This is a genomic window from Serratia liquefaciens (genome assembly GCF_027594825.1).
In the GTDB taxonomy this organism is placed as follows: domain Bacteria; phylum Pseudomonadota; class Gammaproteobacteria; order Enterobacterales; family Enterobacteriaceae; genus Serratia; species Serratia liquefaciens_A.
Map to the genome: position 1 here is coordinate 1,712,955 of NZ_CP088930.1, position 26,641 is coordinate 1,739,595.

Genomic DNA, 26,641 nt, shown 5'->3' on the forward strand with positions numbered 1-26,641 from the left:
AGGAAAAACCCCATATACGCTACCCGGCGGCTTCTATAGAAATGAGGGTGAACACCGCGACAAAACATAATTTAGGGCACTACATCGGCATGCCCACCGGGGTTCACCAGCATATCTCTGCGTGTTGATTGGAAGGTGCAAAATGATCGATAAAGGGCAAATGCTGAGCCGGCACGATTTTTCTAAGGTCAATTGGGGCATTCTGACGGCGGCTGCGCTGCTGTTAACCATTGGTGCGGCACTGCTGTTACTGCCGCTGCTGAGCAATATGGATGAAAATGCGATACTGACCCTACTGCAAACCGGCGCAGCCACTATTCTACTCGGCTGTATTCTTCTGGCGCTGCGCCACTTTCTGCGGCCGGCGTTGACCTATCGTCTGTACGAACACGGCGTTCGGGTGATGAACCAACGAACTCACAAGGAACGCTTTGTTCCCTTTGAAAAAATTGGGGATATTTATCGTTTTCGCTGTGGCCGCTTTTTTGGCGGATTGTTCGACGTAATGGCCTTTCGTACCTCGGCGGAACACCCCTGGTGCCCGGTGTTCAGCAACCTGTCTCACTCCTGGCGGCTGGCCGATACCCTTATCAATCAGCAGATCCAGCAACGTGGGCCGCTGGCGCTGAATGCGTTGTATCAGGGGGAAGTGCTGTCGTTTCACTATTTCAGCTGCGGCGCGCGCTGGCTGAGTCATTTGTTGCCCGGCAACCGGAAAGGGAAACAGATCCAAACGCTGAAGCTGAGCGCCAATGCACTGATTACGGCACAAGGAATTATCCCGATTGAGCAGATCCGCGAACTCGAGAATAATCCACGGCATGGCACGATCCGCCTGCTGGATAATCAGGGCAATGCTCTGTTTACGATAGGGTATTTTTCGCTGCTCAGCGCCGATCTGTTTATCGCACTGCTGGAGCATATGATCTACAGCCGCATCCCCGCCTACCATAACCGGCGGTGACACGGCAGCAGTTTTAAAGCAGGGATTCGTTTTCCGTCTGCAGGCGCATGGCCCCAGGCGGTAAACCGATTTGTAAAACGATAGGTTGGTAATTCGCCTGTTCGCCAAGACGTTGTGCCAGGCTGCGAGCCAGAATAAAGGCCAGCCCACCGCCCAACAAGGCACCGAGCGCGGCCGAAGCGTCGGTGCCGAGCCAGTATTGCAACAGGCTGCCGCCCAGCATCATGCCCACCAGCGGTGTCAGATAGACCAGCATCGCAGAACGCAACAGGCTGCCTTCTGCAATGCCGACTTCAACCCGCTGGCCTGGCTCGAGCGGCTGCTCGATGCGCACCTGCAGCTGGTGTTCGGTTTCGGGCACCAGCTCATTGAGCGCACGCGCCCCGCAGCCAGAACGAGCATTGCAGCTACCGCATCCGGCTTTCGGTTCACAACGCAACAGCGCTACGCCCTGTTTCCACGAGACTACCGTGGCCCACTCTTTCATCATTGTGGCGATACCTTGAAAGAAATACTGTCAGCAATACGTTTAGCCGTTGCCGGCGGCAATTCGCCAACAATGGTAATCTCATTGCCGTTACGCACTTCGGTCTGAATCGTGCGTCGACCCTGGCGATAATACTGCTGGCCTGCACCGCTGCCCGCAGGACTTATATTGACCGAGAAGCTGAATAAACCATCGCTGTAAAGCCGTGACTCTACCGGCTCTGTCACATTCGGCAGTTTACGGCGATTACGCGCCACCTCGTCCACCCCAGCCGGTAACCAGCCCGTGCTCCAGCTCAGCTTGATTTTATCTACCGCAGGCAGCGACAGCAACGGCGGCAGGTTAGCTTTGATCAGCCCTTCCATCACGCCTTGCACTTGCGGCCCGACCACGAACGAAATCACCCGATATTGCTCCAGCGTTTCGCCGTCGCGATCGATCAGATCAACCCGCAGTGGCAGCTTGGTATCTTCGTCCATCCAGACTATATAGCTATAGCGTGAGCCATCACGTGCAACCACGCGGATCACTTCGCAGGGACGATCGGAAATACGGGTGCTGCCAACGGAGATGAAATCGTAATATTTCGCCAGGCGGCTGAAATCGGCATAAACAATCGCCGGCAACGCGTCGACGATGTGATCGCCGGACAGCGTAAAGGGTTCCAGACCGGGTTCGAAATAGCTGATCCCGCCGCCGCGTTGTAACACTTCACGGCGTGGACCATCCATATGCAGCAGTTGGCCGAGCGGCAATTGATCGATCACCGCATGACGATAGCGCAGCGATTCAATCCCCTGCTTGCTGATGCTGATATAGGCGAGTTCATAATTGAGCGAACGGCTGGCACTGCTCATCTGTTGCAACAACGCCCCGGACGCAGTGGGCTGCGCCGGGGCGATGCTTGAGTAGAGCAGGCTGCCCGTCAATAGACAGACGGATAACCAAATTTGCTTCATTACTGCTGTTGCATTCCTAAAGACTGAGTTCCGGGAACCTGAACGGCAGCCTGTTGTGGTGTGCTTTGCTCAAGCTGCAGCTGATCAGAATGCAAACGACGTTGCAACTCATAATCTTGCAGCATAGCGTTAATACGTTTGCGCTGTTCCTGCACCTGCTGCTGTTGTCCGCTGCCGGTAGAGAAACTGTCTGCCGGCACGCCGAGGCTAACCGGTGACGCCTGCCCCATGATTGGCAGGGTAGTGAACGCCGGTGATTCAGCGGCAGCCGATTGCTCTGTCGGCTGATTGTACTGCTGAACGCCGACAATCACCGCGAGCGACACGCAGGCCGCCATGCCAATCTGTGTGATCTGGCTGGCCCAGGGACGAACTTTGTCCCAGAACGGCATTTTCTGCCAGGTGTGCGGTTGCGGCTGAGACTCCGGCACTGCAGAAGGAACCAGACGTGCGGGTTCTTTCTCAAGTGCAGCAGCAACACGATCTGCGATATCGAAATGCATGACTTGCCCGATATCACCCCGTAGTGTGTCACGTATCAGGTGATAGCTCTGCCAGCTTTGTTGAAGCGCCCTGTCTTTAGACAATGAACTCAGTAGCTCGCTGTCGAGCGATTCTCCATCCATCAGAGCGGAAAGCTTTTCTTTCTGCATGCCTAAGTACCCTTCCTGTGTCCGCCATTGCTAACGTTGAATCAGCGGTTGAACTTTATTATCGATAGCCTCCCTGGCGCGGAAAATACGCGAACGTACCGTTCCGACCGGGCAATCCATGATGGCCGCTATCTCTTCGTAGCTTAGACCATCCAACTCCCGCAGGGTAATCGCCATGCGAAGATCCTCAGGGAGAGACTCAATGGTACGGAAAACTATCTGTCTCAGCTCTTCTGACAACATTAAGTTCTCAGGGTTCGAAATTTCTTTCAGTGCACCCGCACTTTCGTAATTTTCGGCGTCGTTGGCATCCACATCGCTGGACGGCGGACGACGGCCCTGAGCAACCAAATAATTCTTTGCCGTGTTCACGGCGATTCGATACAGCCAGGTATAGAAAGCGCTATCCCCACGGAATGACTCCAGTGCGCGATAGGCTTTAATAAACGACTCCTGCACCACATCCGGCACATCGCCCTGCGGTACATACCGGGAAACGAGACTCGCAACTTTATGCTGGTAACGAATCACCAGTAAATTAAACGATTTCTGATCGCCCTTTTGGACCCGCTCAACCAGAACTTGATCCGTTAACTGCTCGCTCATCCGAGGTAAACTCTCCCCAAATCCGTCTCCACGCGTAAAATTGTACTGCCAGCCATACATTATTTTCCTGAGCAAGCACTCGCTTGGAGTTCATACAGAACGCGAAGTTCCATATTGCCATTGTTTTTTATGTTGATGTCACCCATCCGTGGCTTTTGCCCGGACAATTAGGCTAACATGAATTTCACTCTTCTTCTGCACACATCATACGTTATGCAACCATCATCTGAACATGTTAGCGATGTACTGATCGTCGGCAGCGGTGCTGCGGGCTTGTCACTGGCGTTGCGCCTGGCGCAGCATTGCAAGGTTACCGTACTCAGCAAGGGGCCGCTCAACGAAGGCGCCACATTCTATGCCCAAGGCGGGATCGCCGCGGTTTTCGATGAAACGGACAGTATTGCCTCACACGTTGATGACACTTTGATTGCCGGAGCCGGCCTGTGTGACAGAGACGCCGTTGAGTTTATCGCAGGCAATGCGCGCCACTGCGTGCAGTGGCTGATTGATCAAGGGGTCTTGTTCGACACTGAAGTCAACGCCCAGGGCGAAGAACATTACCACCTGACGCGGGAAGGGGGGCACAGCCACCGCCGTATCCTGCATGCCGCCGATGCTACCGGTAAAGAAGTAGAGACCACACTGGTAGGGAAAGCAAGCGCCCACCCCAATATTTGCGTGATGGAACGCCGCAATGCGGTCGATCTGATCACCTCCAACAAAATCGGCCTGCCGGGCACCCGCAGAGTGGTCGGCGCCTACGTCTGGAACCGCGAGCTGGAGCAGGTAGAAACCTACCGTGCCAAAACGGTGGTGCTGGCTACCGGCGGTGCGGCCAAGGTGTACCAGTACACCACCAACCCGGACATCTCTTCCGGAGACGGTATCGCCATGGCCTGGCGTGCGGGGTGCCGCGTCGCCAACCTCGAATTTAACCAGTTTCACCCGACCTGCCTGTTCCACCCGCAGGCGCGTAATTTCCTGCTAACCGAAGCCCTGCGCGGTGAAGGGGCTTATCTGAAGCGCCCGGACGGCAGCCGCTTTATGCCCGATTTTGACCCACGAGGCGAATTGGCGCCGCGAGATGTGGTTGCCCGCGCCATCGACCACGAAATGAAGCGGCTGGGTGCGGATTGCATGTATCTGGATATCAGCCATAAACCGGCTGAATTCATTACTCAGCATTTCCCGATGATCCATGAAAAACTGCTGACGCTGGGTTTCGATCTGACTACGCAGCCGATCCCTATCGTACCCGCCGCGCACTACACCTGCGGCGGCGTAATGGTCGATCAGCATGGCCGTACCGATCTGGACGGGCTGTATGCCATTGGCGAAGTCAGCTATACCGGCCTGCATGGCGCCAACCGAATGGCGTCCAACTCACTGCTGGAGTGTTTGGTTTACGGCTGGTCGGCGGCAGAAGACATCATGATGCGCCTGCCGTTTATCAAGCTGGCGAAACAGCTGCCGCAGTGGGATGAGAGCCGCGTGGATGACGCTGATGAACGAGTGGTCATTCAGCACAACTGGCATGAACTGCGCCTGTTTATGTGGGACTACGTGGGTATTGTGCGCACCACCAAACGGTTGGAACGTGCACTGCGCCGCATCAATACGCTGCAGGCGGAAATTGATGAGTACTACGCCAACTTCCGTATCTCCAACAATTTGCTGGAGCTGCGAAATCTGGTGCAAGTGGCGGAATTGATCGTACGCAGCGCGATGGCGCGTAAGGAAAGCCGTGGGTTGCACTTTACGCTGGACTATCCGGATATGCTGCCGGAAGCGCTGCCGACCATACTGCAACCCTAGCAGCGACACCGCAAGGGCGCCCACTGTGGCGCCCTTTTCATTTCAATAGAACAAGTAGAAATCGGTAATCAAACGGCGGAACGCTTCGGTGTAACTGCCATCAGCCAGCTTTATCGCCAGGCTTTGCGCCGCTTTTTCTTCCGTCGGTTGACGGGTCAGAGCCAGCAACACACGATGCAACGGCGTATCGGCGCGATCACTGACGTTCAGCCGTTGCGCAGTATGCCATCCACGGCGTTGTGCATTACTTTCAAAGGCCTCACCAATATCATGCGGCAGCACTACGCAAAAAGTCCCCTGCGGGGCAATCAACCGTTCCGCACTTTCCAGCAAGGCGTCGTGGGTGAGCGTTTCGGTATAACGCGCGTTATGGCGCGCCTGGTCCCGGCAGGCGACAGCCGGCTCAAAATATGGCGGGTTGCTGACGATCAGGTCGTATTGGCCAGCATGGTGCTGGGCATAATGATGAATGTCCTGCGCATGCACCTGGATACGCTCAGGCCAAGGCGATTCCTGCGCGTTGTCACGCGCCTGTGCTGCGGCAGCCTCGTCCAGTTCCACTGCGTCAATTCGCACGTTTTCGGCGGAACGCTGCGCCAGCATCAGCGCGATCAGTCCGCTACCGCTGCCGATATCCAGCACGCGTTGCGCCTGCGCCAAGGGCGCCCATGCGCCGAGCAGCACGCCATCGGTGCCCACCTTCATTGCACAGCGATCGTGAGCAACAAAAAACTGCTTAAAGGTAAAACCACCGCGACGCGGGGTGAAATTTGCTTTCGATTGAGTACTCACAATAACCACCTGAAGACAAAACTGGCGTAGCATAAGGCAATCTGATTTTTGGGAAAAGAGATGCTTTCCGCTTAAATAGGTGAAGAACGCGGCCAACCCGTCTATAATCGGCGCCCCAAGTAGAGGTAGACCATGACAGTAACCAATTTTTCCGAACTCGAACTCGATGAACGCCTGATAAACGCCCTGCGCGATAAAGGCTACGAACGCCCAACCGCCATTCAAGCCGAGGCGATCCCGCCTGCGATGGATGGGCGCGACGTATTGGGTTCGGCGCCAACCGGCACCGGCAAGACCGCGGCATTTTTGCTGCCGGTATTGCAACATCTGCTCGACTTCCCACGTAAGAAGTCCGGCCCACCGCGCGTACTGATCCTGACGCCAACGCGCGAGCTGGCGATGCAGGTAGCCGATCAGGCTCGTGAACTGGCTGCTCATACTTCGCTGGATATCGCCACCATCACCGGCGGCGTCGCTTATATGAACCACGCGGAAGTCTTCAGTGAAAACCAGGACGTGGTGGTCGCGACCACCGGCCGCCTGCTGCAGTATATTAAAGAAGAAAACTTCGACTGCCGTGCGGTAGAGACGCTGATCCTCGATGAAGCCGACCGCATGCTCGACATGGGCTTCGCGCAGGACATCGAAACCATTTCCGCCGAGACCCGCTGGCGTAATCAGACCCTGCTGTTCTCTGCGACGCTGGAAGGCGATGCCATCCGCGAATTCGCCGAACGCATTCTGAAAGAACCGGTAGAGGTCGAAGCCGATCCGTCACGCCGCGAACGTAAAAAAATCCTGCAATGGTACTACCGCGCCGATGACGTACAGCATAAAACCGCCCTGTTGGTGCACTTGCTGCAGCAACCTGACGTGCAGAAATCCGTGATATTCGTGCGCAAACGAGAGCGTGTGCATGAGTTGGCCGGCTGGCTGCGCGAGGCAGGCATCAACACCTGCTACCTCGAAGGCGAAATGGTGCAGGCCAAGCGCAACGAAGCGGTAAAACGCATGATGGACGGCCGTGTCAACGTGCTGGTCGCTACCGACGTTGCCGCCCGTGGTCTGGATATCCTGGATATCACCCACGTGTTCAACTTCGACATGCCGCGCACCGCGGATACCTATTTGCACCGTATCGGCCGTACCGGTCGTGCCGGGCGAAAAGGCACCGCAATTTCGTTGGTTGAAGCACACGACCACCTGCTGCTGGGCAAAGTGGGCCGTTATCTGAACGAGCCGCTGAAAGCACGCGTGATCGATGAGCTGCGTCCATCAACCAAAGTGCCAAGCGAAAAGAGCAACGGCAAGCCTTCGAAGAAGGTACTGGCCAAGCGCGCATCAGACAAAGAAAAGAACAAAGAAAAAGCCAAGGTGAAAGTACGTCATCGCGATGCGAAAAACGTAGGCAAACGCCGCCAGCCAAAGGCCAAGCCAGAGGACAGCGGCGCGAAATAATACCGCCGCAGTGAATAAAAACCGCCTCTCTTTCTGCAGGCGGTTTTTTTATGCCCCGTTACTGCTGTCCGTATTGCGCCGCCTGTTGATGGGCTTTCAGCCAGGCGTTCAATTGACGATAGCGATCGCGCATTTCTTCATTTTGCAATGCCGTCGGCGTCTGCGATAAATAGAACTGGAAGGCCACGCCTTGCTGATTGCGGGCTTTGGCGTCTGCCCCCGCCTGCAACAGCATCAGCGCCAACTGCGGCGCATTGATTTTTGCCGCCAGGTGCAAAGGCGTATCCCCCAGCCGATCGCTCAGCGTGACATCGGCACCGGACACCAACAGCAACCGCACTTGCTCTTCCCGCCCCGCCAACACCGCCGCTGCCAGCGGTGTAGCGCCAGTCACCGCATTGCGCGGATTCATCGGCACCCCGTGTGCCAACAACAATCGCAGATACTGCGGGTCCTGCACCGCAGCGGCGGTATGCAACGCACTGTTGCCATCCAGGCCCGGAGTGGTCGCATCGGCGCCCAACGCCAGCAGCGAGCTTAGGCTTTGCGGTTGCTGCGACAGTATGGCCCATTGCAGCAAAGTGACCTGACGGTCCCCCTGTTCATGCAGGCGCGTCTGAGTTGCCTGCTCGGTAATCCCGTTGGTGTCACCACGCGCCACCGCCTGAGCCAGTGCCAGATTGCCGCGCCCGTTAAACGGAGAAATTTCCTGACTCATCTGTTGTTCCTTAGCCATCATCAGCAAACCGGCGATAGCGATTACCGCCAGCGTGGCGATCATTAACGTCTGCCATAGGCGCCGCCGTTCAGGCATTGGCCTTCGCCTCCCATGGCTTTTGCTCCGCCATCGAACTGATCACCTTATCAATCCCGTGAGCCGTCAGGCTGCGATCCAGGTGTTTGCTCGGGCGCCAGTCGTCAATGCCGCTCAGGGTGTCGTTATTGGCCAGCGTGATTTTATGCCCGATGGCATCCGGGATCAGCGAAGTGGATTCCTGCGTTCCGGTCAGCATGTCGTATTGCTCGCTGTAACGGCGGATACCCCCGGCTTGTGCATCCTGCTTCGCCGCTGCCGGATCGATCCCCATACGATTCAGCGTATAGTCGGAAACCCCCGCAGCGTTAAAAGTCACCGCCACCGTGCCCGTCGCCAGCGCTGCCGTAGCCGCCAGACCGCCGCCAAGCGAATGACCGGCGATCACCAGCGCATCACCAAAGGCTGCCTTGGCGCTTTTCGCAAGGGATACCGCCTGATTGTACTGCACATCGTCATAGCCGGTCGCCTGGCGCACGTTGCTCAACCAGTCGCGCATATCATTGGTGCCGGCGAAGGCCAACACATACTGCTGATTATCCGTGTAAATCCCGGCCTGAAAACCCGATGCCGCATCCTGCAGACTAGCAGGGTCAATGCCGGCACCCAGCAAGGCGTCGGCGCTCAACCGGTTGAAACCTTCGACTCCATGACTACCGGTGCTGTAAACGTCTTTAGCCAGTAACGCCAGCGTATAGTCCCCCTTCTGTGGCTGCTGCCCGCGCGTCACGCCCTGGTTCGCCGCCGCCGGCGCGGCTGCCGACATCTCGCTGACCAGCGTGTTCAGCAGGCTCTGGGCGTTCAGGCTGTTTTGGGAAAGCGTGGCCACCGGGGCCTTTGTTGCAGAAGCTTCTACAGGCGGCGCGGAACGCAACGGTTCTGGTTGCGTACGCACCATCGGGGGCTGAATGGCTGCTGGGGCGATCGCAGAGGTAAAACTCAAAGACATACTCATGCCGACTCCTTGTCGATAGACTTATCAATGCCGCACCTCATTGGGTGCTGATGTAGCTATCGGCAGGTCGGAGCAGTTCTGTAATGAGAAGGATTATCTTTGCGAGGAATGTGATCCGGATTCACTTTCTGGCCGTTGCGGCCAGAAAAAAGGGAGCCGAAGCTCCCTTTTTAAGCGTGCGAAGAATTACAGGCTTTCGGTAAAGGTACGTGTAATCACGTCACGCTGCTGTTCTGGCGTCAGCGAGTTGAAACGCACCGCATAGCCCGACACGCGGATAGTCAGCTGCGGGTATTTTTCCGGATGCTTAACTGCATCTTCCAGCGTTTCGCGACGCAGCACGTTTACGTTCAGGTGCTGACCACCTTCAACGCGAACGGTCGATTGCATTTCCAACGGCACTTCGCGATATTCGATCTGGCCCAGTTCGCTGACCGGTACCACCTGATCTTCCGCATAGTTGGCTTTAGCGCAAACGCAGCGGGCTTCTGATGTTTCGTCGTCCAGCAGCCAGAAAGAGTTCACCAGCGCCTGGTCGTTCGCTTTAGTGATTTGAATACCAGTAATCATTTTGTTGCCTCCGTACAAGGGCGAAAAATTCTACTTCGAAAAAAACCCAATGTTGGTTTCGGCCATTTGGTAAAACCATTGTTGTCTTGTTGTTCTGTATACCAGTCTGGCTGGGGCAATTCTTTGATTAAAGTCAATTTTTGCGGGGTGGCCTCATGGCGTGAATGGGCAAGTTTATGTTTTATGTCAATTTTCCCCGTAGAACACATCGCAATTATTTTTGTAAATTTTAAAAAATATTTGCATGCAGGGCTGCGGTGGAAAAAGAAAAGCGGGTTTCGCTGCGTGGCACTAAACGGTAAGCTATGCCCAGTGAATTGTTAACGAAAACAAAGGAGAGCGTTTATGTCCACCTCCCTAACCTGGCATGATGTTATCGGCAAGGAGAAAGAGCAGCCCTATTTTCATGAAACGCTTGCCTTTGTTGCCGCTGAACGCCAGGCCGGTAAGACCATTTATCCACCGCAAAAAGACGTGTTCAACGCCTTTCGTTATACCGAGCTGGCGGATGTGAAGGTGGTGATCCTCGGTCAGGATCCCTATCACGGCCCAAATCAGGCCCACGGGCTGTCCTTCTCGGTGCTCCCTGGCGTGCCCGCCCCCCCTTCGCTGGTGAACATGTATAAGGAGCTGGCGACGGATATCCCGGGCTTTGAGCGCCCCAGCCATGGCTACCTGCAAAGCTGGGCAGAACAGGGTGTGCTGTTGTTGAACACGGTATTGACCGTTGAAGGCGGCCAGGCGCACTCCCACGCCAAACTGGGCTGGGAAACCTTTACCGACCGAGTGATCGCCGCGCTGAATGAAAACCGCGAAGGCATCGTGTTCCTGCTGTGGGGATCGCATGCGCAGAAAAAAGGCAACTTTATCGATCGCAACCGCCACCACGTGTTGAAAGCGCCACATCCATCGCCGCTCTCCGCCCACCGTGGCTTCCTCGGCTGTCGCCACTTTTCGCAGACCAACCAACTGTTGGAACAGCAGGGGTTGGCGCCTATCGACTGGCTACCGCGACTGCCGCAGGCATAACCCAGACGCAAAAAAGGCACCCGCAGGTGCCTTTTCCTTATTGAATTCGGCTTAAGCCTTGGCTTTGGAAACCGCCACCATCGCCGGGCGCAGCAGGCGACCATTCAGCGTATAGCCTTTCTGCATCACCATCATGACGTGGTTCGGCTGGTGATCGGCAGACTCCATCAGGCTCATTGCCTGGTGCACATCCGGATTGAACGGCACGTTAATGTCGCCAACGATTTCGATCCCGTACTTGCGTACGACGTCCTGCAGGGACTTCAGCGTCAGCTCGATGCCTTCAATCATCGCCGTCAGTTCCGGATTGTTTTTATCCGCCAGTTCCAGCGCGCGCTCCAGGTTATCAAGCACCGGCAGCAGATCACCGGAGAACTTCTCCAGCGCAAATTTGTGTGCTTTTTCGATATCCAGCTCAGTGCGGCGGCGGACATTTTCCATTTCCGCTTTGGCACGCAGCAGGCTGTCGCGTTCATGCTGCTGGGCTTGTGCAAGTTGAGCTTCCAGCTCAGCAATGCGCTCATCCCGCAGATCGACGCCCTCAGCCGCTTCCGGCAAGACTTCCTGCTGTTCCATTTCTTCCGAGACTTGCTCGTTTGGCGTCTTCTGTTCTTTACTACTCATGAATATCTCCGCGTTTTAGCATTAATCTCGCAACTTGGCTTATTATGGGGATCAAAACCGGGGTTTCAAGTCAACCGGTCACAATGTGGGGCATAAACTGGTCCCGGTGAGGAAAATCACAACAATGAATAAAAAATTCGCCTGTATTGGCATTGTTGGCCACCCGCGTCACCCTTCGGCGCTGGCAACGCATGAGATGTTGTTTCACTGGTTAGTCGCCCGAGGCTATTCAGTGATGATTGAACGCCAAATCGCTCAGGATTTGGGGCTAAAAGATGCGGTGACCGGCAGCCTGGCGGATATTGGTCAAAAGGCCGACCTGGCGGTAGTGGTCGGCGGCGACGGCAATATGCTCGGCGCTGCACGCGTTCTGGCCCGCTACGACATCAAAGTGATCGGTGTTAACCGCGGCAATCTCGGCTTCCTGACCGATCTCGATCCCGACAACGCACTGCAGCAACTGGCCGACGTGCTGGAGGGCGAATACATCGATGAACAGCGCTTCCTGCTGGAAACCATCGTGCACAAAGAGAACCAACAGTGCCGCATCAGCACCGCCATCAACGAAGTGGTGCTGCACCCCGGTAAAGTGGCGCACATGATCGAGTTCGAAGTGTATATCGACGATCGCTTCGCCTTCTCGCAACGCTCTGACGGTCTGATTATCGCTACCCCGACCGGTTCGACCGCCTACTCGCTTTCTGCCGGCGGCCCGATCCTGACGCCATCGCTGGAAGCCATCGCGCTGGTGCCGATGTTCCCGCATACCCTCTCGGCCCGTCCGTTGGTGATCAACGGCAACAGCACCATTCGGCTGAAATTTTCGCAGATCGGTAGCGATCTGGAAATCAGCTGCGACAGCCAGATCGCGCTGCCTATCCAGGAAGGAGAGGAAGTATTGATACGCCGCAGTGATTTCCATTTGAATCTTATTCATCCAAAGGACTACAGCTATTTCAACACGTTAAGTACCAAGCTGGGCTGGTCTAAAAAATTGTTCTAAAAATATCGCCAGCCCCTTTACTGTATATAAAACCAGTTTATACTGTATGAAACTACAGTTATGTGTTTATACACAGGAAGGTTCCCATGCTGGCGCAATTGACCATCAGCAATTTTGCTATCGTTCGTGAGTTGGAAATTGATTTTCAACCGGGTATGACGGCGATTACCGGTGAAACCGGTGCCGGTAAATCTATCGCCATCGACGCGCTGGGGCTGTGCCTCGGCAACCGCGCCGACGGTAACGTCGTCCGGCTGGGAGCCGCCCGTGCCGATATCTGCGCCCGTTTTTCACTGGCAGATACCCCTTCTGCACGCCAATGGCTCGAGCAGAATCATCTGGACGACAGCAATGAGTGCCTGCTGCGCCGGGTCATCAACGCAGACGGCCGCTCGCGCGGCTTTATCAACGGCACTTCCGTGCCGCTTTCGCAACTGCGCGAACTCGGTCAGTTGCTGATTCAAATCCACGGTCAGCATGCCCACCAGTTGCTGCTCAAGCCCGATCACCAGAAACAGCTGCTCGACGCCTATGCCGACGAACCAGCCCTGCTGGCGCAGATGCAACAGGCTTATCAGCGCTGGCACCAAAGCTGTCGCGAACTGGCCCATCATCAGCAACAGTCCATCGAGCGCGACGCACGTCAACAGCTGCTGCAGTACCAATTGAAAGAGCTGAACGACTTTGCGCCCGTGGCCGGCGAGTTCGAACAAATAGATTCGGAGTTCAAACGCCTGGCCAACAGCGGCCAACTGCTGACCATCAGCCAGCAGACCCTACAATTGCTGGCCGACGATGAAGAAAACAATATGCTGAGCCAGCTATACACCGCCAAACACCTGCTGGTTGAGCTGGTCGGCATAGATGAGAAACTCAGCGGCCTGCTGGACATGCTGGAAGAGGCGTCGATCCAAATCAGTGAGGCCAGCGACGAACTGCGTCACTATGCCGATCGCATGGATCTGGACCCCAACCGCCTGCAAGAACTTGAACAGCGTCTTTCGCGCCAAATTAACCTGGCGCGGAAACATCACGTTGCGCCAGAGGAACTGCCTCAGCTGCACCAACAGATGCTCGATGAGCAGCAGTTGCTGTCGCAGCAAGAGAACGACCACGAACACCTTAACGAGGCGGTCACTCTGCATCATCAGCAAGCGCTGCTGTTAGCGGAACAATTGCACCAGAAGCGCCAGCACTACGCCGCAGAACTGACCACGTTGATTACCGACAGCATGCAGGCCCTCTCCATGCCGCACGGCAAATTCAATATCGACGTTCGCTTCGAGCCGCAGCATTTGAGCGCTGAAGGGGCCAGCCGCACCGAATTCTGTGTGTCCACCAACCCGGGCCAACCGCTGCAAGCGCTGGCGAAAGTGGCTTCCGGCGGCGAACTGTCCCGCATTGCGCTGGCCATCCAGGTGATCACCGCACGCAAGATGGAAACCCCGGCGCTGATTTTCGACGAAGTGGACGTCGGCATCAGCGGCCCAACGGCCGCCATTGTTGGTCGCCTGTTACGTCAACTTGGAGAATCTACCCAAGTCATGTGCGTCACCCACCTTCCGCAGGTTGCCGGTTGTGGGCATCAACACCTGTTTGTCAGCAAGCAGACTGACGGCACGGAAACCGAAACGCAGATGTCACCGTTGGATAAACGTGCTCGTTTGCAAGAATTGGCGCGCCTTCTTGGCGGCAGCGAAGTCACCCGAAACACCCTGGCGAACGCAAAAGAACTGCTTGCTGCATAGAAAAGCTCAACTTTTTTACTTTCCTGAGGTCATATTGGGGCCCTGTAAAGGTTTCCAACTGCTGCAAGGTCTATTATCATCGGCATCCTATGCCCTAAAGGAATGTGATTACTATGCGCTGTAAAACGCTGACTGCCGCCGCTGTGGTTCTTGTGATGCTGACTGCAGGCTGTTCTACTTTTGAGAAGGTGGTTTACCGGCCTGACATCAACCAAGGGAACTACCTGACGTCAACCGACGTAGCTAAAATCCAAAAAGGTATGACCCAGCAACAGGTCGCTTATACATTGGGAACCCCAATGCTGCAGGATCCGTTCGGTACTCAGACGTGGTTTTATGTGTTCCGCCAGCAGCCGGGTCATGAAAATATCACCCAGCAAACTCTGACGCTGACCTTTAACAGCGCTGGCGTATTGACGGATATTCAGAACAAGCCTGCGCTGACCAAGTAACCAGCACAGGAACTGTCGTCCGGCCCGTGAGGGACGAATCAGGTTCTTCATGACAGTAACAGGCTGCAACTCGGAAGATAAAATTCTGATAAAAATTAAGGCGCATTCAGCGCCTTAATTTTTTGCCTTCTCTGCCCGTTGACGGCGCAGCTCTTTGGGATCGGCAATCAATGGGCGATAGATTTCCACCCGGTCGCCATCGTTAAGCACATCGCCCAACTTGGCCGGTCGGCTATAAATGCCTACCTTGTTACTTTGCAAATCAATGTCACTGCGCAGTTCCAGCAATCCGGAGGCCACAATGGCCTGCTCAACGCTGCTGCCCTCTGCCAGTTTCACGTTGCGCAGATACTGACGCTCCGGCAAGGCGTAAACCACCTCAACCCGTATCTCAGACACTGTAAACCTCTTTCGCCCGCTGGGTGAATGCCTGCACCATATTACCGGCCAACTCTTTAAATACCTTGCCGAACGCCAACTCGATCAGTTTGTTGGTGAACTCAAAGTCCAGATGCAGCTCAACCTTACAGGCTTCCGGGCTGAGCGGCGTAAAGTGCCAGCCCCCCATCAACTTGCGGAACGGGCCGTCAACCAGTTGCATATTGATGCTCTGGTTATCCAGCAGCGTATTGCGCGTGGTAAAAGTTTTGCTGATACCGGCTTTGGCAACGTCCACCGCGGCGGTCATTTCATTGTTGGACGCGTTAATCACCCTGCTACCGGTACAACCTGGCAGAAAATCGGGATAAGAATGAACATCGTTAACCAACTGATACATCTGCTCGGCGCTGAACGGCACTAACGCAGACCGACTGATCTGGGGCATATCATTTCCTGTGAGACACAAAACATACAAATCATACCATTTATCTATCGGCAAACAAAAAATCTGCTATGCAAGACAGGAGCCAAAAATGCGAAAAATTGCGCAGGTGCTGAGCGGTAAAGGATTTCTTTCGCTGACGCATCCAGTATAATGAACGCACTATGACAAAGAAAAAAGCTCACAAACCTGGTTCAGCCACCATTGCGCAAAACAAGCGAGCACGTTTCGAATACTTCATTGAAGAAGAAATCGAGGCGGGCTTGTCCCTGCAAGGGTGGGAAGTCAAATCGTTGCGTGCCGGCAAAGCCAACCTCAGCGACAGCTACGTGACCTTCCGTGACGGTGAAGCCTATCTTTTTGGCGCCACCATCACGCCGCTCAGCGTGGCTTCATCGCATGTGGTCTGCGACCCGATACGCACCCGTAAACTGCTGTTGAACAAGCGCGAGCTGGACTCGTTGTTCGGCCGCGTAAACCGCGAAGGCTATACCGTGGTTGCCCTGTCCATGTATTGGAAAAATGCCTGGGTCAAGGTCAAAATCGGCGTAGCCAAAGGCAAGAAAGAACACGATAAGCGCGATGACATCAAAGATCGTGAGTGGCAGACGGCGAAAGCCCGTATCATGAAGCACGCCAACCGATAAGCCTCTGGCTTAACGGGCTAAACTTCTGGTATACTGCACAAAGTTACTTGGGGCTGATTCTGGATTCGACGGGATTTGCGAAGCCCTAGGAGCATGCCGAGGGGCGGTTGGCCTCGTAAAAAGCCGCAAAAAAATAGTCGCAAACGACGAAAACTACGCCCTAGCAGCTTAATACCCTGCTAAGAGCCCTCTCTCCCTAGCCTCCGCTCTTAGGACGGGGATCAAGAGAGGTCAAACCCAAAAGAGATCGCGTGGATGTCCTGCCTGGGGCTGAAGCGTTAAATCCAATCAGGCTAGTTTGTTAGTGGCGTGTCCATCCGCAGCTGACCGGCGAATGTAAAGATTGGACTAAGCATGTAGTGCCGACGGTGTAGTAATTTCGGACGGGGGTTCAAATCCCCCCAGCTCCACCAAATGATGATCCGGGTATTACCAGATAAGTCCGGAGAAGTACGGAAAGCCCGCACCCAACCTAGGTTTGCGGGCTTTTTTGTGTCTGTAGTAGTCCGAGAGTATCCAGCTAAATCCGGGATTTATTGGTATACGTTTAGGTATACGTTAAAATGTATGCCATAAACGTATACCAATTATGGAAGAATCCTTACATGGCGCGGACTACACGCCCCCTCACACATACCGAAGTACAAAAAGCCAAAGCCCTCGAGAAAGACCTCACCCTGCACGACGGTGACGGCCTTTTCCTGTTAGTCAAAACCACCGGCAAGAAATTGTGGCGTTTCCGCTATCTCCGCCCCGGCACCCGTTCACGGACTATGGTTAGCCTCGGAGCCTACCCTGCCCTGTCACTTGCCGACGCACGGCAAGTACGTACCGAAAAGCTCGCGATACTGGCAAGAGGCATTGACCCACAGGCTAAAGAGGCAGCAGAAGCGGAACAGCAGCAGATAGCGCAAGAAAGCATTTTCCTGAATGTGGCAAAGCAATGGTTCGCGTTGAAGCAGGCCAGCGTTAGCGCTAAGCATGCGGAGGACATCTGGCGTTCTCTTGAAAAAGACATACTGCCATCTATCGAAAATATCCCGGTTCAGGACATCAAGGCGCGTTTGCTGATCCAAGTGCTGGAACCTATCAAAGCCCGTGGCGCATTAGAGACAGTCCGGCGTTTGGTGCAACGCATCAACGAAATCATGATCTACGCCGTCAACACTGGCTTGATTGATGCTAACCCGGCCTCTGGTATTGGTAACGCATTCGAAAGGCCTAAGAAGCAGCATATGCCGACTATACGACCAGAAGAATTGCCTAAGCTAATGCGCACAATCTCGATGAGCAATCTATCAATCCCAACCCGCTGCTTGCTTGAATGGCAGTTGTTGACGCTGATACGCCCTGCTGAAGCTTCAGCAACCGCATGGGCCGAGATCGATATTGAAAACCGTGAGTGGCGTATTCCGGCAGAAAGAATGAAGGCTAAGCGTGAGCATATCGTTCCACTGTCAGACCAAGCACTAGAAATACTCGAAATCATGCACCCTATCAGCGGCAGACGTGAGCACGTATTCCCTAGTCGTAACGATCCTCGAAAACCGATGAACAGCCAAACAGCTAATGCAGCTTTAAAACGTATTGGCTATGGTGGAAAATTAGTCGCGCATGGGTTACGTTCTATTGCCAGTACAGCAATGAATGAAGCTGATTTGAGCTCGGATATAATTGAAGCAGCACTTGCACACAGTGATAAAAATGAAGTTAGAAAAGCTTATAATCGCTCAACATATTTATCTCAGCGAGTGCCATTAATTAAGTCGTGGGGCAAATATGTTGTTAACACAAAAAATAACATTAAGGACTAAACAATGTCTAAAAAAACCAATGACCAAATTATCTTAGAGCAAATACTCAAAGATAAAAAAAGCGAATTAGAAATTGAAATATCCGATGCTGATTTTTTTGAAATGTACACTGCATCTGAAATTTTAAAAGATTACGATGTTACCTACGATGACATTGGTTATGGCGTGGTCGGCAATGGAGGTGATGGGGGAATAGACTCAATTTTTACTTTTGTAAATGGAGAGTTGCAGAAAGAAGATACTCAATTAAACATGCAAACGAGGAAAAATCATATCGAATTAATCATTATCCAATCAAAAACCTCACCTACATTTAAAGAAGATGCAATAACTAAGTTCCGTGAAACCATCCAAGATTTATTCAATTTAGCAAATGACGTTTCTAAATTCAAACAAAGATACAATGTTCTTCTTTTAGAGAAGGTTTTAATTTTTAGAAATGCATATTCAAAACTTGCAAAAACATTCCCTACCATTGTTATAAGATTTTTTATGCTACACAGGGTATGGATACAAGCATTCATGTCAATGTATCTGATAAATCAGTAAAGCTCCATGAGGATATAAATAAACTATTTAGTGGCGCGAATTTCGAGTTCAATTTTATTGGTGCGAATAGTCTATTAGAAATGAGTAGAAATATACCTGCCAGTTCCCGGATACTCGAGATATCGGAGCAACCAATTAGTACGTCTGCTGGAAGTTATATTTGTCTTACATCTTTGACAAAGTACTATGCATTTGTAAGTGATAATGGTGCCCTAGCTAGAAGCATTTTTGAATCAAACGTGCGAGATTATCAAGGTAGCGTAACTGTAAATACTGGAATACGTTTAACTTTAAATAACATTAATTCAGATGATTTTTGGTATTTGAATAATGGAGTAACAATAATAACTCCAAAAGCTGTAAGCGCTGGAAAACAGATAACTATAGAAGATCCACAGATTGTAAATGGCTTGCAAACGTCTCATGAAATCTATCGGCATTTCTCTGAATTGAGTCCAATAAATGATGATAATCGTTCAATACTTATTAGAATAATCTGTGAAGAAAATGAAGAAGCAAGAGACAGAATCATTAGGGCAACAAATAGCCAAACAGCAATTCTCCCAGCCTCGCTAAGAAGTTCAGATGAAATCCATAGGAATATTGAAGATTATTTAAAAGCAAACGATTTTTACTATGACAGGAAGAAAAACTTCTATAAAAACCTTGGTAAACCTGCATCTAAAATAATCAGTATCGCATACTTAGCACAGGCAATGATGACTGTAGTATTATTTAGACCTGACAGCGCTCGAGCGCGGCCATCAACGCTAATAAATTCAGATATAGAATATAAAAAAATATTCAGCCTGGATATAAGCATAGACACTTACTTAAAAGTAATTTTAATTATTAAAGCTACCGAAGCTTTCTTGAAAAGCGAAAGAGAAAATTATACTCCAGATGTGAAGACGATAACAAATATTAAGTATTACGTGGCAATGACAGCCGCAATAAAATACTTAGGGGCTAAAGAAAACATATTGAACGCATTGGCCAACATTTCACAAATAATAATTAGCGATGATATTTTCAATGAGAGCTTACAGATTGTACTAAAAAACTATGTCGAATTAGGCGCTGACGATCAAGTTGCAAAGGGTGCAGTTCTTACACCTAAAATTCTTTCTGAGCTTTAAATATTTATTACACATTCGAACCCTAGAAGCATCGCGCGCGCAATACTCCCTCGCCTACGCGTTCTGACTTTATCATGCACATTTCATGCATGACACAGAGGCCCTGCAAGCCCTTGTGGCGCGGGGTTTCGGCTGTTTTGAGAGGCTGGGGATTAATGCAAAATCATGCACCCTATGCATGCACGCGCAGTTTGAGGCAGGCTAGCCAGGAAAAAGGCTGTTTTCGGGCTTGGGGGAACGGTAAACGCCCCGCAGCAAAATCAGCAATGCTACGGGGCCAGTTCAATCAGTGAAGTGTTTGATTTCGGCTATAACTGCGGTAACGATTTAATGTCCTTTTTTCCGGCGGCGGTAAATCCTCACCGGTCACCGTTTCAGCTTTAATGGGCTGACATAAAATCTTATCGACGCTCTCTACTGTTTTAAACGTGCAGGAGCACACGATGTTTTGGCACTGGTAATAGGCCTCTTTCGTCTGTTCCGTGACATAACGGCTGGTACGGGTATAAGACGAATGAGTACACAGTGGGCAACGCATCATGATTTTGCCCCCTTCTGCTGCAAGCGCTGGCGTTTTTCCTTCAGTTCTGCGACAACCTGCATTCGTCTGGCAGGACTGCTTTGCAGTTCCGGTAATGCTCCGGTTTCTTGCGGTATCGTCAGGCCAATCTCATTAAGCACCGGGTGGTCAATATTTTGCTTTGCCATGGCAACGTGAATACGGCCTTGTAGCGTTCCCAGCAGCTGTTGGACGCCTACTCCACGCACATTCCGGCGGTGATTCTGGCGGTGAATAACAACCCGATGCAGTTCAGTGACCGCAGCGGCGGCGTGTCCCGTCGCCGAGTGATCCTGCCGTTCCCGGAAGTGATACCGGCCAACGAGCGTGACCCACAGTTGCTGGCAAAAATCACCGGTGAGTTGGCGGTGATCGTACGCCACCTGATGCAGCGTTTTGACGCGCCCAATGACGCACGCGTATTACTCGAAGCCCAACAGAATTCCGATGAAGCGCTGGAGATTAAACGCAGTGCCGATCCGCTGGTCGATTTTTGTGGCTACCTGCTGGCAGTCAATGCGCCCGACGGCCTCTATATCGGCAATGCCAACATTACCCTGGCGAACCCACGCAAATACCTGTATCACGCTTACCTCTCTTACATGGAAGCGCGAGGACACAAGTCCCCATTGAATCTGACCGCCTTCGGGCGTGCCGTACCGCAAACCCTGCGTGAGTATGAAATCGCGCTGTTGAAACGCAAGACTAATCAGGGGATGCAAACCAACCTGATATTGAGTGAAGACTGTGAAGCCGACTGGCTTCCCAAATGTGAAATGCGCTAAGCGAATAGCATCACGATCGTTTATGCCGATCAATACGCGGTTATTGATCTGCCGACCCCATTGGACGCTGTTGTGTGGGGCCGCTTATAGTCGAGCGGTACAAACCGCATACACCCAACACCGGGGAACCCCGTAGCGGTGACTACTCAGGCCTGCATTGCAGGCCTTTTCTTTGCCTGAAATCTTTCCCTGCTGTTCACTCACTGTGCAATAAATCACCGGCTCAGGCCGGTATTTTGCATTTATAGGGCTGACTATTCACTGAGAGTGACCAGTCAGGGCAAACTCATCACCAACCAATCACTGGTTAATTTATTGTTTTTAAACAACTAAAATCAAAAGTGAACAGTGTGACCAGTTTTTCTATAAATCTTTTTTTCTTGGCAGCTTTGCCGTAACTTACTACTAATAACCATCCCCAAGGATTGATGATGACAGCACAAATACCAAGCACAGTTTTTACTGTCTGTGTCTCTATGACTGACTGGACATGTTGCCCTGACGAGTACGGCCCTTTCTTCCCCAATGAAGATTTAAAAGCAGCGCTGGAGGCCATGCACATCAATCTTAATCTTTGTGGTCTATGCGATTACTATTTTGACGAAATTGCGGTAGGGACTGGCGATATCCTGGTATTCACATCATCCAGGTTTACAGAGACCTACTTCATCGCTGACCTGTATCGAGAGATGACCGACCAACTAGACATTGTCACCTTTTATGTAAGTTGCCCTCAGCAAGAGGTTTTTGAGCAGGTAAAACCTTACCTGCGGAGCTTCTTCGACCATGCTAGTTGTCAAATTGCCTACGAAGAAAACAACATATCAATGACCGCCAGTAGTCTTGTTGAAAGCAAATCGGGCGATACCTACCGCGTGATAGAAGAAACGGGTTACCGACAAAAGGTTATTTTTCAATCTGGGAGTTTTGCTAATTAAAAGATGTGATCAGGCATAGATGAGACCACTCTTCCAAACTTGCTCACGGTAGTTTGCCCTACTCGTTCTGCATTGAAATATTTGCTTGGAAAGAATTCACAGAAAGATATCACTTTTATAATTGGTATACATTTAGGTATACCCAACAAATCTGAACTCAATTTTTATCAATGATTACAACAAACTAATCAAGTTATTCAGATTCCCCCAGCCAAATGATGATCCGGGTATTACCAGATAAGTCCGGAGAAGTACGGAAAGCCCGCATACCACCTAGGTTTGCGGGCTTTTTTGTGTCTGTAGTAGTCCGAGAACATCCAGCTAAATCCGGGATTTATTGGTATACGTTAAAATGTATGCCATAAACGTATACCAATTATGGAAGAATCCTTGAGTGGCGCGGACTACACGCCCCTCTCACATACCGTAGTACAAAAAGCCAAAGCCATAGAGAAAGACCTCACCCTGCATGACGGTGACGGCTTGTTCCCGCTAGTCAAAACCACCGGCAAGAAATTGTGGCGCTTACGCTACCTTCGCCCCGGCACCAGCTCACGTACTATGGTTAGCCTCGGTGCCTACCCTGCCCTATAACTTGCCGACGCCCGGCAAATACGTGCCGAAAAGCTCGCGATACTGGCAAGAGGCATTGACCCACAGGCCAAAGAAGCAGAAGAGGCGAAACAAAAGCAGGTAGCCCAAGAAAGCATTTTCCTGAATGTGGCAAAACAATGGTTCGCGTCGAAGCAGGCCAGTGTTAGCGCTAAGCATGCAGAAGATATCTGGCGCCCCCCTCGAGGACTACCAAGTGGTTATGTGAAATCGCAGCCACTTTTTCTTATTAGTGGCGGCAGAAATCCTAGCGCATAAAGTTATCCAAGGGATTCACGACATATCAAAACGTACAGCAAAAAATATTGCAGTCCTTCCCCAAAAAGATCACTCAAGCACTGGAAATCGCATCGAAAACAATAATGCATGACTGTGCTGACCTGATAAAAAAAGCCACCCAAAAAAGAAGCATTTCTTTAAAGCGGTTTCCTAGCCAAAACAGGAGGGGTCTCTCTTAAAATTTATCTCTAATTGCAAACATAAAAAATGCCACCCATTAGGGTGGCATTTTGCATGATATATGACCTTAACTGTAGTGTCTTCTAAGGTTTCTCTTTCGTTATTGTCACCAAGAATGCCGTGTAACCATCTGCTGCATCTGATTTTATATTTTCAATTGCCATCTTGCTATTTTCAGAAAGCTTTGACTGATAATCATTAGGTCTGCTGTATGTCCATGAAGTGAAGCCATCAATCCTGAACCCCGGATTCATCCAATGCCCACCATCAATACCAGAGATCCATAATTTTCTCTTTTCCGCCTCTCGGCAAACTTCAATCGCAGCCTTTGGTGTAAGCACCATAGTTGAACTACCATTTTTCTCGAAAAAAACATTACCATCATCAAAAATATCGTTATATGTAAATCCATTAGTACTCATTTTATTTCCCCCATTCAATTCGTGAGTCATCAATCCAGCCTGGTTTATTTTTTCCACTAACTTGGACTACTTCACCGGTACGATCGTTAACCACCACATATTTGCCTGGCTCACCGTATACTGATGCTGTGTCGTTACGACCCAAATAATCAGGTGGTGTTTTCTTTGGGCTGCGCTTGTCAATAGATTTACCTGTAACACCTTTAGCTACGGTATCTTTGATATCTTGCTCAGTCCATCCCCGCTCTTCCATCTGATCTTTGATTTTCTCATCAATTTTAAGCTTAGGAGATTTTCCTTTAGGATCGCTCAGCATCACATACACCGGCTCCACACCCGTCCCTGCAGCATCTGGTCGCCAGTAGATAAAGTCCTGAACTCCATTTATCTCCGCCGCTGGTGTGGTCGTTACCGTGATGGTATCTACGGGTTTCAATTCGGTGCCCGTATGTACTGGTGCTACAGGAACTGACGGGGCCGGATTAGCGGTGCTCGAAGGTCTGGAAGGCACTGCCGCCGGGTTAACCAAGACAGTTCGCACTGGCATCCCTGCTACTGCTGGAACGGTAATGCGGTCTAGCCCAGTTTTAGGATCTCGCACCCCCGTCAGCACCTGAACCGCTGCCGGCAGACTCCCACCTGTTTTCAGCAGTTTTAACGCTAACTGACCATTACTGTTCACCAGGCTACCACGTGCCGGCATATTCACCGATTTCATCCCGGCCTCTATCGCCTTGGCATCAGCCAGAGTTCGGGCCGGAAACGCAAATAACGCAGGCACATCACGCCCAGGAACTTTGTCACTCCCCTGACCCGCGGGTTTCGAATGGAACCAAAGGGTCGCCATCGAAACTTTAAGAAGTCCCGGGCTTACCGCTGGTACTGACAGTTTGGACACTGCATTGCTGATCCACTTCGTAATGTTTCCCGCGACCTCACCGGCGGGTGTCCAGACGCCAGCACCGGCCAGCGCCATTTGCGCAGATCCCGGCGTTTGATTCAGCACCATCGCCCCCGGTGCTTTTAAGGCGCCATTAGCTGCTTTGAGCATCTCTGGCGTATACACGGGCGCTGGCTTGACGCCTGCTTTTGAGAACAGCGCATCTCTGTCAGCCTTTGCTTTTGCTTCGGCTTTCACCTTGGCCTCTGCTTCGGCTTTCGCCTTGGCTTCTGCTTCGGCTTTCGCCCTGGCTTCTGCTTCGGCTTTCGCCCTGGCTTCTGCTTCGGCTTTCGCCCTGGCTTCTGCTTCGGCTTTCGCCCTTGCTTCTGCTTCGGCTTTCGCCCTGGCTTCTGCTTCGGCTTTCGCCCTGGCTTCTGCTTCGGCTTTCGCCCTGGCTTCTGCTTCAGCTTTCGCCCTGGCTTCTGCTTCGGCTTTCACCTTGGCCTGCGCTTCTAATTCCTTTTGTAACCCCTTTCTACGCTCACCACTGAACACGTTCCTGAACTGCGCAAACCGTTGCATATAGATTTTTCGCGCATTGCCCGAATCACCTCTACGACAGGCTTCTAAAAGCGCACGGTAATTCTTGTCCTGCTTGATGTACGGGCAATTTTTCTTCCCGCAAATCAAGCAAATGTTATTGGTAATGCATTTCTTTATTTCATCATCCAATGTCGGGATCGGCACGCTAGTAACCGTCAATTCTTCTTCCGGCCATTCCCAGGACTTATTGTCTTTCCAAACCAACCCCGGTTCTGGAGGTACACCATTATTTTTATTGTAGGGGTCGTAATTAACTACCCATTTGTGATCCATGAAAACTCCTTTTGATTGTTGCGATCCAACTTTACTGTACATAAACACAGTGAAATGAAGTTACAACCATCCACAACCCTAATCAATAAATGATTATCATTATCAATTGTGCCAATCAGGATACAACGCCTATCGGGTCATCGGAAATGGGTTTGATGGATCAGAAGTGAAGAATTTCCCTCTTATTGCCCTCAGGTTTAGAAGAGAAATAAGACGGGCCGTTGTCATTTAATGTGAACCGAAAATTACATCGATTGTGAGCCGTTACACTAAGCTTCAAAAATTTCAGTTTCGCCAGAAAAGCTGCACAGGCTTCAAACCCTTGCGGCGTCTGGCCTACCTCGTTCTACCGGTATCTCCGTGCGAGCAGTTCCAAACGCCCCGCGATCCACATTATTTATATTTATTTATCAATTAATTGTAACTTTTACCCGTAACACTGCGCGATCCGAAAACTGAAATAACATGAAATTCTTTTCAATCTTTTCAGTTTGGATGTGCTCCCAAGGCCACAGGGGTGGCGCGGCCAGGCGGGATGTTTTGTAGAAATTCAGAACTGAAATAATTTCCTGATCCAAATCGTGCAGGCGGGTGCGGTGTAGTGCCGTTTCCGTGGGTGTGACGTTGATTTCGTGGCGATTCTGCCGTGCTGCGGTGATTGGATTTGTTCGCGTGAGATTGCCGTCGGGGTGGTTGGTGGCTCAGAAAGACACACAGGCGCGCCAAATGGCAGGCATGAAAACTGCGGCGCGCCGGTGTTGCTGTACGTATGGACGGCAGTCTGCTGCGCCAGCTCCTGCTACACTTCCAGGGTTTCCAACATCAGCGCCATCACGTTGATTTGTTGGCTACCTATCCACACCACCGAGGCAATAACATTCTGGTGCAATGCCGCAATGCTACTTCGGATATTGCCTATTTTCTCCGTCAGGCTGCCGGCCACTGCCGTGGTGGCATATCCTCCCACACTGGCCACCAAATTACCCTTGGTCGCTACGCTGTAATCCCCCTCGGCAATATGCTTCACTGCACCGGCCAGCAAGGTTAACATGCCCAGCACCGTGGTTTTATCCTTGGCCTGCACCGTTGTAATTTCGGACGGGGGGTTCAAATCCCGCCAGCCCAAATAGGTCACCGGTGACCCCAGATAGATCCGGTGGCAATAACGAAAAAGCCCGCAATTCACGTTGCGGGCTTTTTTGTGTCTGT

At 51.8% G+C, this 26,641-nt stretch carries 27 protein-coding genes, 1 other RNA gene and 3 pseudogenes; 15 read left to right on the top strand and 16 right to left on the bottom strand.

The window, feature by feature from the left end:
- The first annotated feature begins 142 nt into the window (after positions 1 to 142).
- Positions 143 to 981: pseudogene (locus LQ945_RS07765) on the top strand (hypothetical protein).
- Here LQ945_RS07765 and rseC read toward each other — a convergent pair.
- The 4 genes from rseC to rpoE are packed head-to-tail and all read right to left on the bottom strand — an operon-like array spanning position 978 to position 3,669.
- Complete coding sequence (rseC, locus tag LQ945_RS07770; protein WP_262241800.1) at positions 978 to 1,454, bottom strand: SoxR-reducing system protein RseC; 477 nt, start codon at positions 1,452 to 1,454, stop codon at positions 978 to 980. The pseudogene LQ945_RS07765 and the gene rseC overlap by 4 nt on opposite strands.
- Positions 1,451 to 2,410, bottom strand: coding sequence for a sigma-E factor regulatory protein RseB (gene rseB, locus LQ945_RS07775; RefSeq protein ID WP_270102643.1), 960 nt, complete (start codon positions 2,408 to 2,410; stop codon positions 1,451 to 1,453). Before rseB ends, rseC begins: the two co-directional genes overlap by 4 nt.
- Entirely contained in the window at positions 2,410 to 3,063 is a 654-nt protein-coding gene (rseA, locus tag LQ945_RS07780; RefSeq protein ID WP_044554534.1) for an anti-sigma-E factor RseA, read from the bottom strand. The genes rseB and rseA overlap by 1 nt, the downstream gene beginning before the upstream one ends.
- 30 nt (positions 3,064 to 3,093) lie before the next feature.
- Positions 3,094 to 3,669, bottom strand: a complete 576-nt coding sequence (gene rpoE, locus LQ945_RS07785; RefSeq protein ID WP_012146382.1) for an RNA polymerase sigma factor RpoE — start codon at positions 3,667 to 3,669, stop codon at positions 3,094 to 3,096.
- Between the two features lie 213 nt (positions 3,670 to 3,882).
- On the opposite strand from rpoE, the gene nadB reads away from it, so the two are divergent.
- Positions 3,883 to 5,484 carry an L-aspartate oxidase gene (nadB, locus tag LQ945_RS07790; RefSeq protein ID WP_197821596.1) on the top strand — a complete coding sequence of 534 codons (1,602 nt, stop codon included), beginning with the start codon at positions 3,883 to 3,885 and terminating at the stop codon, positions 5,482 to 5,484.
- A gap of 42 nt (positions 5,485 to 5,526) precedes the next feature.
- Here nadB and trmN read toward each other — a convergent pair whose 3' ends face one another.
- On the bottom strand, positions 5,527 to 6,309 hold the full coding sequence (gene trmN / locus LQ945_RS07795) for a tRNA(1)(Val) (adenine(37)-N(6))-methyltransferase TrmN (protein WP_270102644.1): 783 nt from the start codon (positions 6,307 to 6,309) through the stop codon (positions 5,527 to 5,529).
- A 99-nt stretch (positions 6,310 to 6,408) separates the two neighbouring features.
- Here trmN and srmB point away from each other — a divergent pair, with 99 nt between their 5' ends.
- Positions 6,409 to 7,734, top strand: coding sequence for an ATP-dependent RNA helicase SrmB (srmB, locus tag LQ945_RS07800; protein WP_182825030.1), 1,326 nt, complete (start codon positions 6,409 to 6,411; stop codon positions 7,732 to 7,734).
- Between the two features lie 58 nt (positions 7,735 to 7,792).
- Here srmB and LQ945_RS07805 read toward each other — a convergent pair whose 3' ends face one another.
- The 3 genes from LQ945_RS07805 to grcA form a co-directional block, all read right to left on the bottom strand.
- Positions 7,793 to 8,548: an ankyrin repeat domain-containing protein gene (locus tag LQ945_RS07805; protein WP_270102646.1), complete on the bottom strand. Its 756-nt coding sequence runs from the start codon at positions 8,546 to 8,548 to the stop codon at positions 7,793 to 7,795.
- Entirely contained in the window at positions 8,541 to 9,503 is a 963-nt protein-coding gene (locus LQ945_RS07810) for a phospholipase (RefSeq protein ID WP_270102647.1), read from the bottom strand. Before LQ945_RS07810 ends, LQ945_RS07805 begins: the two co-directional genes overlap by 8 nt.
- Before the next feature lie 186 nt (positions 9,504 to 9,689).
- A complete protein-coding gene (grcA, locus tag LQ945_RS07815) occupies positions 9,690 to 10,073 on the bottom strand; it encodes an autonomous glycyl radical cofactor GrcA (protein WP_020828267.1) in 384 nt (127 codons plus the stop codon).
- Between the two features lie 345 nt (positions 10,074 to 10,418).
- Here grcA and ung point away from each other — a divergent pair, with 345 nt between their 5' ends.
- Positions 10,419 to 11,102 carry a uracil-DNA glycosylase gene (gene ung / locus LQ945_RS07820; protein WP_020828268.1) on the top strand — a complete coding sequence of 228 codons (684 nt, stop codon included), beginning with the start codon at positions 10,419 to 10,421 and terminating at the stop codon, positions 11,100 to 11,102.
- A gap of 51 nt (positions 11,103 to 11,153) precedes the next feature.
- Here the strand turns inward: ung and grpE are convergent, their stop codons facing one another.
- Positions 11,154 to 11,726: a nucleotide exchange factor GrpE gene (gene grpE / locus LQ945_RS07825; RefSeq protein WP_262242707.1), complete on the bottom strand. Its 573-nt coding sequence runs from the start codon at positions 11,724 to 11,726 to the stop codon at positions 11,154 to 11,156.
- Positions 11,727 to 11,850: 124 nt separating this feature from the next.
- Here grpE and nadK point away from each other — a divergent pair, with 124 nt between their 5' ends.
- The 3 genes from nadK to bamE all read left to right on the top strand — a co-directional run bounded on the left by nadK (position 11,851) and on the right by bamE (position 14,929).
- Complete coding sequence (gene nadK, locus LQ945_RS07830) at positions 11,851 to 12,729, top strand: NAD(+) kinase (RefSeq protein ID WP_020828270.1); 879 nt, start codon at positions 11,851 to 11,853, stop codon at positions 12,727 to 12,729.
- A gap of 86 nt (positions 12,730 to 12,815) precedes the next feature.
- A complete protein-coding gene (gene recN / locus LQ945_RS07835) occupies positions 12,816 to 14,477 on the top strand; it encodes a DNA repair protein RecN (protein ID WP_270102648.1) in 1,662 nt (553 codons plus the stop codon).
- 113 nt (positions 14,478 to 14,590) lie between these two features.
- Positions 14,591 to 14,929, top strand: a complete 339-nt coding sequence (gene bamE / locus LQ945_RS07840) for an outer membrane protein assembly factor BamE (RefSeq protein WP_012146393.1) — start codon at positions 14,591 to 14,593, stop codon at positions 14,927 to 14,929.
- Between the two features lie 114 nt (positions 14,930 to 15,043).
- Here bamE and LQ945_RS07845 read toward each other — a convergent pair whose 3' ends face one another.
- Positions 15,044 to 15,328: an RnfH family protein gene (locus LQ945_RS07845; protein WP_269935372.1), complete on the bottom strand. Its 285-nt coding sequence runs from the start codon at positions 15,326 to 15,328 to the stop codon at positions 15,044 to 15,046.
- Positions 15,321 to 15,755, bottom strand: a complete 435-nt coding sequence (locus LQ945_RS07850) for a type II toxin-antitoxin system RatA family toxin (protein WP_020828273.1) — start codon at positions 15,753 to 15,755, stop codon at positions 15,321 to 15,323. The genes LQ945_RS07845 and LQ945_RS07850 overlap by 8 nt, the downstream gene beginning before the upstream one ends.
- Positions 15,756 to 15,916: 161 nt before the next feature.
- On the opposite strand from LQ945_RS07850, the gene smpB reads away from it, so the two are divergent.
- The 5 genes from smpB (at position 15,917) to LQ945_RS07875 (ending at position 19,901) form a co-directional block, all read left to right on the top strand.
- Positions 15,917 to 16,399: an SsrA-binding protein SmpB gene (smpB, locus tag LQ945_RS07855; protein WP_061808353.1), complete on the top strand. Its 483-nt coding sequence runs from the start codon at positions 15,917 to 15,919 to the stop codon at positions 16,397 to 16,399.
- A gap of 49 nt (positions 16,400 to 16,448) precedes the next feature.
- Positions 16,449 to 16,812: a transfer-messenger RNA gene (gene ssrA / locus LQ945_RS07860) on the top strand.
- A gap of 192 nt (positions 16,813 to 17,004) precedes the next feature.
- Positions 17,005 to 18,213, top strand: coding sequence for an integrase domain-containing protein (locus LQ945_RS07865; protein WP_270102649.1), 1,209 nt, complete (start codon positions 17,005 to 17,007; stop codon positions 18,211 to 18,213).
- Between the two features lie 3 nt (positions 18,214 to 18,216).
- The gene (locus tag LQ945_RS07870) at positions 18,217 to 18,762 is read left to right on the top strand and encodes a hypothetical protein (RefSeq protein ID WP_270102650.1); all 546 of its coding nucleotides are present in this window, start codon (positions 18,217 to 18,219) and stop codon (positions 18,760 to 18,762) included.
- Positions 18,720 to 19,901, top strand: coding sequence for an AIPR family protein (locus tag LQ945_RS07875; RefSeq protein ID WP_270102651.1), 1,182 nt, complete (start codon positions 18,720 to 18,722; stop codon positions 19,899 to 19,901). Before LQ945_RS07870 ends, LQ945_RS07875 begins: the two co-directional genes overlap by 43 nt.
- A 286-nt stretch (positions 19,902 to 20,187) precedes the next feature.
- Here the strand turns inward: LQ945_RS07875 and LQ945_RS07880 are convergent, their stop codons facing one another.
- Positions 20,188 to 20,442 (bottom strand): ogr/Delta-like zinc finger family protein, encoded by a 255-nt coding sequence (locus tag LQ945_RS07880; RefSeq protein ID WP_270102652.1) that lies wholly within the window; start codon positions 20,440 to 20,442, stop codon positions 20,188 to 20,190.
- The gene (locus LQ945_RS07885) at positions 20,439 to 20,609 is read right to left on the bottom strand and encodes a hypothetical protein (RefSeq protein WP_269935367.1); all 171 of its coding nucleotides are present in this window, start codon (positions 20,607 to 20,609) and stop codon (positions 20,439 to 20,441) included. The genes LQ945_RS07880 and LQ945_RS07885 overlap by 4 nt, the downstream gene beginning before the upstream one ends.
- Positions 20,610 to 20,651: 42 nt before the next feature.
- Between LQ945_RS07885 and LQ945_RS07890 the strand changes: the two are divergent.
- The 3 genes and pseudogenes from LQ945_RS07890 to LQ945_RS07900 form a co-directional block, all read left to right on the top strand.
- Positions 20,652 to 21,245, top strand: a pseudogene (locus tag LQ945_RS07890) (primase-like DNA-binding domain-containing protein); the annotation flags it as partial.
- A gap of 428 nt (positions 21,246 to 21,673) precedes the next feature.
- Entirely contained in the window at positions 21,674 to 22,183 is a 510-nt protein-coding gene (locus LQ945_RS07895; protein WP_270102653.1) for a hypothetical protein, read from the top strand.
- 394 nt (positions 22,184 to 22,577) lie between these two features.
- A pseudogene (locus LQ945_RS07900) lies at positions 22,578 to 22,972 on the top strand (integrase arm-type DNA-binding domain-containing protein); the annotation flags it as partial.
- Between the two features lie 365 nt (positions 22,973 to 23,337).
- Here LQ945_RS07900 and LQ945_RS07905 read toward each other — a convergent pair.
- The 3 genes from LQ945_RS07905 to LQ945_RS07915 form a co-directional block, all read right to left on the bottom strand.
- On the bottom strand, positions 23,338 to 23,676 hold the full coding sequence (locus tag LQ945_RS07905) for a colicin transporter (protein ID WP_262242178.1): 339 nt from the start codon (positions 23,674 to 23,676) through the stop codon (positions 23,338 to 23,340).
- 1 nt (position 23,677) lies between these two features.
- The gene (gene tolA, locus LQ945_RS07910) at positions 23,678 to 25,432 is read right to left on the bottom strand and encodes a cell envelope integrity protein TolA (protein ID WP_270102654.1); all 1,755 of its coding nucleotides are present in this window, start codon (positions 25,430 to 25,432) and stop codon (positions 23,678 to 23,680) included.
- Positions 25,433 to 26,231: 799 nt separating this feature from the next.
- A complete protein-coding gene (locus LQ945_RS07915) occupies positions 26,232 to 26,567 on the bottom strand; it encodes a hypothetical protein (protein WP_270102655.1) in 336 nt (111 codons plus the stop codon).
- Positions 26,568 to 26,641: the final 74 nt, after the last annotated feature.

Coding starts and splice junctions, on each gene's coding strand:
- rseA (WP_044554534.1), bottom strand. CDS start 3,063: ATGCAGAAAGAAAAGCTTTCCGCTCTGATGGATGGAGAATCGCTCGAC.
- LQ945_RS07850 (WP_020828273.1), bottom strand. CDS start 15,755: ATGCCCCAGATCAGTCGGTCTGCGTTAGTGCCGTTCAGCGCCGAGCAG.
- bamE (WP_012146393.1), top strand. CDS start 14,591: ATGCGCTGTAAAACGCTGACTGCCGCCGCTGTGGTTCTTGTGATGCTG.
- nadK (WP_020828270.1), top strand. CDS start 11,851: ATGAATAAAAAATTCGCCTGTATTGGCATTGTTGGCCACCCGCGTCAC.
- LQ945_RS07905 (WP_262242178.1), bottom strand. CDS start 23,676: ATGAGTACTAATGGATTTACATATAACGATATTTTTGATGATGGTAAT.
- LQ945_RS07865 (WP_270102649.1), top strand. CDS start 17,005: ATGGCGCGGACTACACGCCCCCTCACACATACCGAAGTACAAAAAGCC.
- recN (WP_270102648.1), top strand. CDS start 12,816: ATGCTGGCGCAATTGACCATCAGCAATTTTGCTATCGTTCGTGAGTTG.
- LQ945_RS07880 (WP_270102652.1), bottom strand. CDS start 20,442: ATGATGCGTTGCCCACTGTGTACTCATTCGTCTTATACCCGTACCAGC.
- LQ945_RS07895 (WP_270102653.1), top strand. CDS start 21,674: ATGATGACAGCACAAATACCAAGCACAGTTTTTACTGTCTGTGTCTCT.
- srmB (WP_182825030.1), top strand. CDS start 6,409: ATGACAGTAACCAATTTTTCCGAACTCGAACTCGATGAACGCCTGATA.
- nadB (WP_197821596.1), top strand. CDS start 3,883: ATGCAACCATCATCTGAACATGTTAGCGATGTACTGATCGTCGGCAGC.
- LQ945_RS07885 (WP_269935367.1), bottom strand. CDS start 20,609: ATGGCAAAGCAAAATATTGACCACCCGGTGCTTAATGAGATTGGCCTG.
- tolA (WP_270102654.1), bottom strand. CDS start 25,432: ATGGATCACAAATGGGTAGTTAATTACGACCCCTACAATAAAAATAAT.
- grcA (WP_020828267.1), bottom strand. CDS start 10,073: ATGATTACTGGTATTCAAATCACTAAAGCGAACGACCAGGCGCTGGTG.
- LQ945_RS07805 (WP_270102646.1), bottom strand. CDS start 8,548: ATGCCTGAACGGCGGCGCCTATGGCAGACGTTAATGATCGCCACGCTG.
- ung (WP_020828268.1), top strand. CDS start 10,419: ATGTCCACCTCCCTAACCTGGCATGATGTTATCGGCAAGGAGAAAGAG.
- LQ945_RS07870 (WP_270102650.1), top strand. CDS start 18,217: ATGTCTAAAAAAACCAATGACCAAATTATCTTAGAGCAAATACTCAAA.
- rseB (WP_270102643.1), bottom strand. CDS start 2,410: ATGAAGCAAATTTGGTTATCCGTCTGTCTATTGACGGGCAGCCTGCTC.
- rpoE (WP_012146382.1), bottom strand. CDS start 3,669: ATGAGCGAGCAGTTAACGGATCAAGTTCTGGTTGAGCGGGTCCAAAAG.
- grpE (WP_262242707.1), bottom strand. CDS start 11,726: ATGAGTAGTAAAGAACAGAAGACGCCAAACGAGCAAGTCTCGGAAGAA.
- smpB (WP_061808353.1), top strand. CDS start 15,917: ATGACAAAGAAAAAAGCTCACAAACCTGGTTCAGCCACCATTGCGCAA.
- LQ945_RS07810 (WP_270102647.1), bottom strand. CDS start 9,503: ATGAGTATGTCTTTGAGTTTTACCTCTGCGATCGCCCCAGCAGCCATT.
- rseC (WP_262241800.1), bottom strand. CDS start 1,454: ATGATGAAAGAGTGGGCCACGGTAGTCTCGTGGAAACAGGGCGTAGCG.
- trmN (WP_270102644.1), bottom strand. CDS start 6,309: ATGCTACGCCAGTTTTGTCTTCAGGTGGTTATTGTGAGTACTCAATCG.
- LQ945_RS07875 (WP_270102651.1), top strand. CDS start 18,720: ATGGATACAAGCATTCATGTCAATGTATCTGATAAATCAGTAAAGCTC.